This window comes from Sphingomonas sp. Y38-1Y (assembly GCF_032391395.1).
In the GTDB taxonomy this organism is placed as follows: Bacteria; Pseudomonadota; Alphaproteobacteria; order Sphingomonadales; family Sphingomonadaceae; genus Sphingomonas.
Genome location: NZ_CP135916.1, coordinates 621,069 through 633,598 on the forward strand (window position 1 = coordinate 621,069; position 12,530 = coordinate 633,598).

General features: G+C 68.5%; 1 protein-coding gene. It reads left to right on the forward strand.

All coding sequences use genetic code 11. The features are described from left to right. Positions 1–175 precede the first annotated feature (175 nt). Positions 176–12,517 carry an Ig-like domain-containing protein gene (locus tag RS883_RS02805; protein ID WP_315762435.1) on the forward strand — a complete coding sequence of 4,114 codons (12,342 nt, stop codon included), beginning with the start codon at positions 176–178 and terminating at the stop codon, positions 12,515–12,517. The last annotated feature ends 13 nt before the right edge of the window (positions 12,518–12,530 follow it).

The window sequence follows — 12,530 nt, forward strand, 5'->3', positions numbered from 1 at the left end:
GTGGTCCGCGCGAGCGACGGGACCAACAATGCCGACCAGGCGATCCGCGTGTCGGTGACCGACGTCGACGAGACGGTAACCCCGCCGCCCCCCGCCGCCGCCACCCCCTCCTCCGCCGCCGAACAACGCTCCGGTCATCACCTCATCGGCGAGCGTCGCGGTCGACGAGAATGGCGTGGCGGTCCAGACCGTCACCGCGACCGATGCCGATGGCGACCGCCTGACCTATGCCATTGCCGGCGGCGAGGATTCGGCCCGGTTCACGATCGACGCCGCGACCGGCGCGCTGCGCTTCGTCGCCGCGCCTAATTTCGAGGCGCCGGGCGATGTCGGCGGCAACAACGTCTATCAGGTCACCGTCTCGGCAAGCGACGGCAAGCTGACGACCACCCAGGCGGTCAGCGTCACCGTGCGCGACGTCAACGACGTCGCCCCGACCTTCACCTCGCGGGCGAGCGCGTCGGTGGCCGAGAACCGGCTGGCGACCGGGCTGGTCGCCGCCGTCAGCGATCCCGACGGTGCCGCGCCCGTGTTCGCGATCGCGGGCGGCGCCGATGCCGCGCGCTTCACGATCGACGCGGCGACGGGCGCGCTGTCGTTCGTGGCGGCACCCGATTTCGAGGCACCGGGCGATGCCGATGGCAACAACGTCTATCAAGTGACGCTCTCCGCACGCGACGGCGTCAGCACGACGACCCAGGCGGTGACGATCACCGTCACCAACGTCAACGACGTCGCGCCGACCTTCACCTCCGCCGCCGCGATCTCCGTCGCGGAGAACCGCGTCGCGACCGGCCTGGTAGCGACCGTTACCGACCCCGATGGCGGAACGCCGCGCTTCTCGATCGCGGGCGGTGCCGATGCCGCGAAGTTCGCGATCGACGCCGCGACCGGCGCGCTTTCCTTCGTCGCCGCGCCAGATTTCGAGCGGCCGGGCGATGTCGGCGGCGACAACGTCTATGACGTGACGCTGGCGGCCAGCGATGGCGCCAACCGCACCGAACAGGCGGTCAGGGTCACCGTGACCGATGTGGTCGAGGCGCCGCCGAGCACGCTGAGCGCCGCGCTGTTCGCCGACACCGGCACCAGCGCGACCGACGGCCTGACCCGCGACGCGCGGATCAGCGGTGCGCTCAACCCCGCGGACGCCGCGTCGCTGCGCCTGTCGATCGACGGCGGCGCCGCGATCGACGTCAGCGCCGCGGTTGGTGCGGACGGCCGCTTCACCCTCGACCCCACGACGCTCGGCAGCTTCGCGCAAGGAAACCATACGCTGGTCCTGACCACGGGTGCGCAGCGGGCGCAGGTCGCCATGACCTATGACAATGTCGCGCCGACCGGCGGCAGCGTCGCGTTGGCGCGTTCCTCCGACAGCGGCACCGTCGGCGACGGCATCACCGCGCAGGCCAGCGTCACGCTGGTCGGCATCGACGTCGAAGCGGGCACGACCGCGAGCATCGGCGGCAAGGGCGCGACGCTCGTCAGCTCGTCGGGCAAGTTCGCGCTGGAGAATGTGCCGCTGTCGATCGGCGACAACCGCATCGACGTGACGCTGACCGACGCGGCGGGCAACGCCACCGTCGTCACGCTGGATGTCGAGCGGATCGCCGGGTCGGCGACCAGCGACCAGGTGCTATTCTGGAACAATGTCGCGCTGGAGGTGATCGCCGGCAGCGCGACGCCGCCCGCGATGGCGAGCCGCGCGCTCGCGATGCAGAGCGTCGCGGTCTATGACGCGATCAGCGCGATCGACGGCTCGATCCCGCTGTGGGTCAATCTGGATGCAGGCGCGGATGCCTCGATCGAGGCGGCGGTCGCCTACGCCAGCTACACGATGCTGCTGGCGATCTTCCCCGGTCGCAAGGACGTGCTCGACGCGCGGCTGGCGCAGGTCATGGACCAGCTCGGCACCGGCGAGGCGCTGGCCGAGGGGCGCGAGCTCGGCACCACGATGGCCGACATCGTCTATGCGCTGCGTGAAAGCGACGGCTATGACGCGTTCGTCACGCACGACAATGGCAGCGCGCCGGGCGAATGGGTGCGAACCGGGCCGATGTATGCGGAGCCCGAGCTGCCGCAATGGGCGACGCTCGACCCCTTCGTCATCGCCAGCCCCGATCAGTTTCGCGCCGGGCCGCCGCCCGCGCTGAATAGCGCCGAGTACGCCGCCGCCTATAACGAGCTGGTGGCGATCGGCGGCGTCGGATCGACGGTGCGCACCGCCGACCAGACCGCGGCCGCCGCCTTCTGGCGCGACGGCATCGGCACCGCGACGCCGCCCGGCCACTGGAACGACATTGCCGAGGTCGCCGCGCAGATGACGGGCGCGGGCATCGCCGCCAACGCGCGCATGTACGCGATGCTCAACCTGGCGCTCGCCGACGCCTCGATCGCGGCGTGGGACACCAAATATACCTACAGCTTCTGGCGGCCCGAAACGGCGATCCGCAACGGCGACAAGGACGGCAACGACCTGACCGCTGCCGATCCGAACTGGACGCCGCAGCAGCTGAGCCCCGCGCACCCCGATTATGTCTCCGGCCACTCGACCTATTCGGCGGCGGGTGCGGAGATCCTGACCTATCTGTTCGGCGAGGACTTCGCCTTCACCGTCGGCTCCCCCACGGTCGCGGGCGTGACGCGCAGCTTCGGCAGTTTCGACGCCGCCGCGGACGAGGCGGGGCGCAGCCGCATCTATGGCGGCATCCACTTCGAATTCTCGAACCAGGCGGGTCAGGAAATCGGCCGCGACGTGGGCGAGGCGGTGATCGAGGCGCTGTCGCGCACCGCGGACACCAGCGGGCCGCGCATCGCGGTGACGACGCCTGGCGGCAAGGCGGTCAAGGACGGATTCGACGTGTCGGGCTTCGTCATCGACAATCTGTCGGGCGTCGCCAGCCTGGAGGCGAGCGTCGACGGCGGCGCCTTCGGCCTCGTCCACTTCGACAATCTCGGGCGCTTCACGCTCGACGCCGATGCGCTGGGCGAGGGCGCGCACCGCATCGTGCTGCGCGCGAGCGACGCGGCGGGCAACAGGGGCAACGCGGTCAGCTACGACTACCTCGTCGATTCGGTCGCGCCGACGATCGACTTCACCGGCTTTGCCGATGGTGCGTCGATCGCGGCAGGCGCGCGGATCGCGGGGCTGGCGAACGGCACCGGCTCGGGGCTGACCGCGCTCAGCTATTCGGTGGATGGCGGCGCGGAGATCCCGGTCGGCTTCGGCAGCGACGGCGGCTTCTCGAGCGCGCTCGACATCGCCGCGCTGGCGGCGGGCGGGCACAAGGTGGTGGTGACCGCGCGCGACGCCGCGGGCAACAGCGCCAGCAAGACGATCGACTTCTCGATCGCCGCGCCCGCGCCGTTCACGGTCACGGCGATGACGCCGCGCGCCGGCAGCGGCGAAGTCGGCCTGACGCAGCGGCCGCAGGTCACCTTCTCCAAGGCGGTGGACGCATCGACGCTGACCGCCGACAGCTTCTACGCGACCGACGCCGCAGGCAACAGGCTGGCCGCCAGCATCGTCACCGCCGCGGACGGCAAGAGCGCGTACCTGTTCCTCGACAAGGCGATGCCGGGCGCGCAGCGCATCACCGTGCACCTGGACGGCGCCAGGGTGAAGGCGGCGGACGGCGCGATGCTCGACGGCGACGCCAACGGCAGCGCCGGCGGCGCCTATGCCGCGGGCTTCACGACGATCAGCGACGCGGTGGTGCCCGGCACCACCATCACTGGCTTCATCGTCGGCCCGGGCCGCGACCTGAAGCCGATGACCCCAGACGATTTCCGCGCCGGGCCGGACGGCGTGCCGCACACCGCCGACGACGTGTTCCTAGAGCGGCTGGCCGGCGTGAAGGTCTACATCCTCGGCCGCGAGAGCGAGGCGGTGCTGACCGCCGCCGATGGCAGCTTCACGCTGACCAACGTGCCCGCCGGCACGGTCAAGGTGGCGATCGACGGCCGTACCGCGACCAACGCGCCCGACGGCGTGTTCTTCCCCGAGATGGTCATGGACGTGAAGGTGCGCGCGGGCGTCGCCAACACGATGATGGGCACGATGGGCTCGACCGAGCTCCAGGCGGACAACCTGACCCGCGGCGAGGTCTATCTGCCGCGCATCAGCAAGGACGTGCTGGTCGAGATCAGCGATACGCAGACGACGACCGTGGTCGCCAAGGGCGACGATTATACCGGGCTGACCGCCGCCGAGCGCGATCGCCTGACGTTGGAGGTGAAGCCCGGATCGGTGCTGGGCGAGGATGGCCAGCCGGTCGACAATGCCCAGGTCGGCATCTCGACCGTCCCGCCCGAGCTCGTCCGCGACATGCTGCCCGACGGGCTCCTCCAGCACACGTTCGACATCACCATCCAGGCGCCGGGCGCCGCGGTCTTTTCCGAGCCGCTGACGATGGTGTTCCCCAACACCTTCAACGCAGCACCGGGCACCAAGCTCAACTTCCTGTCGTTCGACCACACCACCGGCCGGCTGGTGATCGAGGGGACCGCCACCGTCAGCGCCGACGGCCTCACCGTCGTCACCGATCCGGGCATGGGCATCACCAAGCCCGGCTGGCACGGCCTGACCCCGCCGGGATCGCCCACCGGGCTGCCCGACGATCCCGCGCCGCGCCGGCCCGAGCCGCCGAAGCCCGATCCCGACAATGATCCGCCAAAGCCCGAGTGCGAGGGCAACGGCATCGACGTCACAGAATTCCTAAACATCGCCAAGGAAGTCGCGTTCACGTTCAAGAACGTCCTTCAGGAGCTGGTGAAGTTCGGTGATCTTGCCAAGTGCATCACCGACATCGCCGACAAGGCCGCGAACCTGACGCAGACCAGCCTGTCGCTCGCCGGTTCGCTGTTCGAGAAGAGCCCGCAGGCGTGGACCGATGCGTTCATGGTTATCGACGCACTCAAGCAGGCGGTGAAGCTCGGCGTCGAAAAGGTGTTCAACGAGGCCAGCGAACAGAACATCAACAAGATCAAGGCGGCGGTCGAGGGCGGCATCGGTGCACTCAACGTCGCGGCCAAGACGCTCGAGGCGCTCAAGTCGACCAGCGACGATCCCGAATGCGCGACCCCGGGCATCGACAAGGCGCTGTACGCGATCAAGTCGACGCTGTTGCTGACGACCGAGATCAAGGGCTTCATCGCGCTGGCCGAAAACCTGCTGGCCGGCGGCAAGGTCGCGGCGGTCAAGGCGGCCTTCGAGGCGGCGTGCATCCTGATCGAGGAAGTGAAATACTTTATCGACACCAAGGACCTGTTCAAGTCGGTCTTCGGCCGCAGCGGCGATCTGGTCAGCGACGACGACGTGCTGGCGCTCGCGCGCCAGTTCGCCGCGGGCGACACCAGCGTCGGCGACCTGCTGAGTCCCGAGGATCTGGCCGAGCTCCAGTCGCTGCTCGCGCGCCTGAACGACGCCAATCCGCTGTTCGAGAAGGAGATGGTCCTCCCTGCCGGCTGGCCCGCCGACTTCGGCGTGGTGGACGAGGCGGTGGCCTGGGTCGACTATGGCCTGGCCGATGTCTCGCACGGCATCTCGACCTTCGTCGAGCTGCCCGGCGGCGCCTATTATGTGATCGAGGGCGGCGCCTCGCCGATCCGCGGCCAGCTGGGCGCCGACGGTTCGCTCGACGTGTTCCTGCCGGCCGAGACCGCGCTCACACTCAAGATCCTCGATCTGGCCAACGGCCTGATCGGCGAGGCGAGCTTCACCACCGGCCGATCGGGCGAGAACACCAGGATCCCGCTGCCGAACCTCTATGGCTACGACAAGCTGCCCGACAGCGACGGCGACGGGCTGGTCGACGAGGCCGAGGCGATCATCGGCACCTCCGCCACCAGTGCCGACACCGACGGCGACGGCCTGTCCGACCTGTTCGAGATACAGAACGACCTCAATCCCCTCGGCAACTTCCCGACCGCCCAAGGCGTCGTCGCCTCGCTCGACACTGGCGATGCGGCAGTGGTCGAGGTGGTGACGGTCGCGGGACTGGGCGCAAGCGCGTCGCGGCTGGCGTTCGTCCAGACCGGCGACGCGCTGTCGATCATCGACATCGCGGTGCCGCTGGCGCCCGTGCTGCTGGCGAAGCTGGCGACGGCGGGCAACGCCACCGACGTCGCGGTCGATGTTGCCGGCGGGATTGCCGCGGTTGCGACCGATGAGGGCGTGCTGATCGTCGATATCAGCGATTCCGCCGATCCGGCGATCCTTCGCACGCTGGACGCCGACGGGTTGCAGGTCGAGTTCGTCGACGGGCTACTCGCCGCCAGTGACGGCGCCCGGCTGATGCTGCTCGACCCGCTGACGGGCGAGCTGCTGGCCGAACGGGTCCAGTCGGCCGACGTGCGTGCGTTCGCGGTCGAGGGCGACCGGCTGTTCGTGCTCTCGGGCAACACGCTCACCGCCTTCACCGTCACCGGCGACGGCGCGCTGATCGCGCATGACAACATCGTCATCAACACCATCGCCACCAACGCGCAGCTGTTCGTCGGCAGCGGCACGCTCTACGTCCCGGCCTATAACGGCTTCAACGGCGGCTATTCGACGATCGACGTCCGCGATCTCGACGACCTCAAGCTGTCGAGCGGCGTCGACAATGCCGCGATCGGCGGCAGCGACATCGCGCTGAACGGATCGGGCCTTGGCGTCGCGGTGGGCGCGGTCGGCGGCGTCGGCAACACCAATGCGATCGACGTGGTCGATGTGAGCGACCCAGCCGTCACCGGCGATTTCGTCACGCGCTACACGCTCGGCGCCGCGCCGACCGCGGTCGCGATCGGCTCGGGCTTCGCCTTTGTCGGCGATGCGTCCGGCGGGTTCAGCGTCGTCAACTATTCGGGCTTCGATACCAGGGGCGCGGCGCCGACCGCGACACTGACGGTCGTTCCCGGCGATGTCGATCCGGCGACCCCCGGCCGCCAGTGGATCGAGGGCCGCGATATCGAGCTGTCGGCGAACCTCGCCGACGATGTCCAGGTCCGCCAGGTCGAGGTGCTGGTGAACGGCGTCGTCCAGTCGGTCGATGCGGGCTTCCCCTTCGACCTGGGCGTGCGGGTGCCGACGATCGCGGGCAATGGCGGGTCCGACACGCTGACCGTCCAGCTTCGCGTCACCGACATGGGCGGCAATATCGGCCTGTCCGAACTGGTGACGGTCGAGCTGATCCCGGACACGATCGCGCCCGCGCTGGTGCGCAGCAACCTGTCCGACGGGCAGGTGATCGGCCAATCCTTCCGAAGCTTCACCTTCCTGTTCGACGAGGCGCTGGATCCCGCATCGATCTCGATCGACAGCTTCCGCATCGTCCCCGACGACGGCGGAGCGGCAGTCGCGCCGATCGCGTTCCAGCTTCGCGACGGTAACCGCGCCGTCCGCGTCACCTTCGACACGATCGAGGCGGGTGATTATCGCCTGGACATCGCCGACGGCGCGTTCCGCGACCGTGCGGGCAACGCCGCCGCGCCCGACCTGGGCGAGCGGGACTTCACCGTCGCCAACTTCTCGATCCAGTGGGTCGGTGCCGCGACGGGCGGCCAGTGGAGCGATCCCGTCAACTGGAATCTCGGCCGTTTGCCCACGGCCGAGGACGATGTCGGCATCTCGCTGGCCGATGGCGGCAGCATCATCGTCGACGACAATGCCGTCGCAGCTTCCGTCACCTCGACCGCGACGCTTCAGATCCAGGGCGCGCTCGACGTCGTGCTGATGCGCGCCGACGTGATCGAACTGACCGGTACGCTGACCGTCGCCGACAGCCTGAACGTCGGCACGTTCGACATGAGCTATTACGGCCGCTTCAACGGTGCCGGCGACGTGACGATCCGCGAGGGCGGCACGATCGAATATGGCGAGCTGACCGGCACCGGTACGATCACCGTTGCCGAAGGCGCGGAGGTGCTGCTCGGTCGCGGCTGGAACCCGGACGAGCCCAACAACGCGAGCTATCTGTATCTGGCGCAGCCGCTCGCCGTCGAAGGTGAGCTGACGCTTGGCGGCGGCTACGTCTATTTCGGTCGCTACGACTATACCGGCTCGCCGCCCGTGCTGCTCCCCGGGGTCATCGCAGTGGCTGATGGCGGCGTGTTCCGGCTGGATGGGCCGCTATCCGATCTCTACAACTATAACGGCCTCAATGCCGGGCAGATCACCGTCGCGGACGGCGGGCGGTTCGAAAAGACCGGACCCGGCACCGCGCAGATCAGCATCACGACCGACACGCTGCCCGTGATCGAGGGCGGCCGCGTCGAGATCAGCGGCAACGGCGTCTATCACGTCGCCGACGGCACCGTGATCGACGTGCTGCGGGTGGCGGGTGGCTATGTCTATCTGGACGGCGACGTCTCGATCGGCCGGCTGGAGATGATCGGCGGCATGATGCTGGGCGAAGGCGACCTAACCGTCACCGGAACGCTCGACTGGCATGGCGGCGTCATCGCCGGCGCGGGCGAGCTGACGATCGCCGCCGACGCGACGGCGATGCTGGGTCGCACGCCCGACCTGGACGAAATCTATGGCCGCGAATCGATGACGCTGGGCCGCGACATGACGGTCGAGGGCCGGGTCGAGAGCGGCCACGCCAACCTCTACCTCAACGCCTCGTTCTACGATCCCGAGGATAGCGATTACATCTCGGCCACCGGCAACATCGACATCGCCGATGGCGGCGCGTTCATCGTCACGGGCGACAGCAACATTGTCGAATATAGCCGCGACGGCGTCGAGGATATCGTCGGTGACGGCCGGTTCGAGATTGCCGATGGCGCTCGCCTGACCGCGGGCTACGAAGGGGGAACCGACGCGATCGATGCGAGCGACGGCGAGGTGATCGTCACCGGCGTCTTCCACCTGACCTCGGGCCATGAACTCCAGCGCATCGTCCTGTCGGGCGGCCTGCTGGTGGTCGACGACGACGTGGTGCTGCCCGAGCTTCGGATCGAGGGCGGCACGCTGACGGGGGCGGGCGACCTGACCGTCACCGGCCGCTTCGACTGGCGGAACGGCGACCTGATCGGCGCGGGCAAGCTCGTCCTGGGCGACGCGGCCGAGGCTCGGATCGGCGGCATCGTCGACGGCCAGGGGTCGGTCTATAGCGGCACGCTGGCGCGGACGATCGAGACGACGGGCGACCTGACGATCGGCGACATCTACCTCTACACCTATAATTCGGTCTACGATCCGGCGACCCGCGCCTATGTCACGGCGACCGGCGCCATCGCGGCGAGTGGGGACGCGCGGATCGAATTGACAGAGCGCGTGGACTTCTATGGCCAGCGCGATCCGATCGCACTGTCCGGCGGCGCGACGCTGGTCAAGACCGGGCTCGATACGCTTCAGATCGCGACGCCCTTCGATGATGCAATCACGGTTATGTCGGGGGCGGGCGGGATACGGGTCCTGTCCGGCGGCGACTGGCGCGTGCGCGACAGCGCGATCGAGACGCTGTCGATCGAGGGTGGACGCGTCGTTGCCGATGGCGATGTCCAGATCGGCTCGCTCACCATGAACTATGGCACGCTGACGGGTACGGGCGACGTGACCGTGACCGGCGGGCTCAACTGGGTCGGCGGCGTGATGCAGGGAAGCGGCGCCACGGTGATCGCCGACGGCGCGACCGCGGTGATCGGCGCCGAATGGAACGGCAGCAACTATCTCAGCCAGTACGGCGTCTATCTTTACCGCGACCTCAACGTCGCGGGCGATGCGACGATCGAACAAGCGCGACTTTATCTGAGCGGGACGATCGATGAGGGCGCCGGCAGCGTCGGTTCGATCGGCCGCCTGATCGTCGACTCGAGCGGCGAGTTGACCTTCGCCGGCGCGTATAGCGACGTGTCGCGGGCCAGCAGCCTGGCCGCAGGGATCGTCAACAACGGCTCGATCGTCAAGATGGGCGGCGGCACGTCCACCGTCGATGTCGGCATCGCGATCAGCGGCAGCGGCAGCTATCGCGCCGATGCCGGGCTGCTCGACCTGCCCGACCGCGACATCGGCAGCTTGCCGGTGATCGATCCGGTCGTGGCCGTCGGCGAGAGCGTCGATGCAGGTGAGGTGCTGGAGCTGGCGGCCGGAACCGACCTGTCGGCGCTCACCGTCAATGGCGGCATTGTGCGGATCAACGGGGACGTGACGATCGGTCATCTCGTCGTCATCTCGGGCACGCTCGAGGGGGCTGGCGCGCTGACGATCGAGGATCAGTTCGACTGGCTGGGCGGCACGCTGGCGGGCACCGGCGCCACGGTGATCGCCGATGGTGCGACCGCGGCGATCGGCCGTCCGGTCGATGCCGAATCGCTTCCGGGGCAGAGCGCCTTCTATCTCGGCCGTGACCTCGACATCGCCGGGGACGTCACGGTTTCGCGAGCGGTCGTCTATGCCGGCGCGGGCACCGCCAACTCGGCGTTCCGTGCCGCGACCATCGACGTGCTGGCGGGCGGGTCGCTGGTCGTCGACGGCGGCCAGGCCAGCCTCTATCGCCAGTCGAGCGAGGGTGCGATCAACGTCGATGCCGATGGCAGCTTCGTCCGGCGCGGCCCGGGGAGCAGCCAGATCAACCTGGCGGTGAACGGCGACGTGACGGTCGAGTCGGGAACGCTCGACCTGAGCGGTGGCGGCACGCTGACCGGCGTGGCCGGAGCGGGGACGCTCAAGCTGACCGGCGGCGAGATGAAGGTGCCGACAGATCTCTCGATCGCGAACCTTGCACTCAGCAATAGCATCCTGCTGAGCGGCGACGGCGCCATCGAAGTCACCGATCGCTTCGATTGGGACGGCGGCGTGATCCGGAACGGCGGCCTGACCGTCGGCGCCGACGCGTTCGCGCAGTTCGGCCGCGACGTCTCGCCCGGCAGCTTTGCCTATCCGAACTCCACGACGCTCGGCACCACGCTGACGATCGAGGGCGAGGCGGCCTGGGAAGCGCTGACCGTCTATCTCGGCACTGCCTATTGGGACGGCAACGAATATCGTCCGCTCGGCGGCGAGATCGTCGTCGGCGCGGGCGGCGGGCTGACCTTCGTCGACGGGCAGAACACGCTGTACAAAAACAGTAGCGAAAAGGTCGTCCGCTTCACCGCCGAGACCGGCGCCGACGTCGAGCATGTCGGCTCGGGCAAGGTGATGGTGGGGGTCGAGATGGTGGGCGTCGACGCGCTGTTCGATTCGATCTCGCTGCGCGGCGGCGGAAGTTACCACCTGACTGCCGACTCGCCGGTGACGAGCCTGTCGGTCGAAGGCGGGATCCTCTGGGTCGACGAGGACGCGGTGCTCGACACGCTGGTGCTGGGCAGCGGCGCCATGGTGGCAGGACCAGGCAAGCTGACGATCACGGGCGAGGTCAGCGTCACGAGCTATGCCTATGTCGTCAACACAGGTGGGCTCGCGATCGGCGACGGCGCTACGATGCAGGTGGGCGTAGCCAACGGTAATGGCGGCTATCTGTACCTCGGCAACGAGCTGTCGATCGAGGGATCGGTCCAGATCGATCGCGGCGCGATCTATCAGGGCTATCAGACCGATCTCGGCAGCGAGCGCTATGGCGGTGCGTCGTCGGTCCGGGTGGCCGACGGCGGCTCGCTTCGACTGTCGGGTCCGGACAGCGGTCTGTTCGATATCTATTACGGGTACAACCGCATCGTCGTCGAGGATGGCGGCAGCTTCACCCGCGACGGCGCCGGCGCTTCGCAGATCGGCGGCCTCATCTACGGCGACATCAAGCTGGAGGGCGGTGGCCTGATCCTGCGTGGCGGCGTGTGGACGATCGACGACGGCGCCCATTACGACCACATTACCGTGGAGAGCGGGATCTTGATCGTCCAGGGCAACGTCTCGATCGGCACGCTCACGCAGACGGGCGGACAGGTCCGGGGCAGCGGCACGCTGACGGTCACGAAGTCGTTCGAATGGACGGGTGGCATTCAGGGGGACGACGGCGTCACGATCGTCGCCGATGGCGCCATTGCCCAGCTTGGCCGGGCGTTCGACGGTGACACCCATGGCTATTACGGCGCGCCGCTGCTCGGTCGCGAACTGCGCATCGAAGGATCGGCGTCGGTCGCCAACGGCTATGTCACGCTCGACATCAACGACTACAATATGGGCGCGTGGCTCGGCAGCGGTCTTGGGACGGTGCACGTCGCCGCGAACGGGACGCTGTTGCTCGAAGGCGCCTATAGCGACTTTCGATCGGCCGGTGCGATCGTCAATGACGGCACGATCATCAAGCGGGGCGGTGGCACCTCGACGATCGCGGGGGAGATCGACTTCGTCAACAACGGCACGATCGTGATCGAGGATGGGCGGTTGCTCGACGGCGACGTGGCGATTGGCGGCGCACCGCTGATGGGCGCGCTCGGCCTCGTCGCCGACAATCTGACGGCGATGATCTTCGCGCCCGACGAACTGGTGGCCGCGGCGGCGCCGATGCGCTTCGTGCCGGACGCCGCGTTCGTGCCGGTTCGCGGCGACGAAATGGCGGGCGCGATGGTGCAGATGGCGCTGATGCCGATCGTCTGAGGCAACGGCCGGC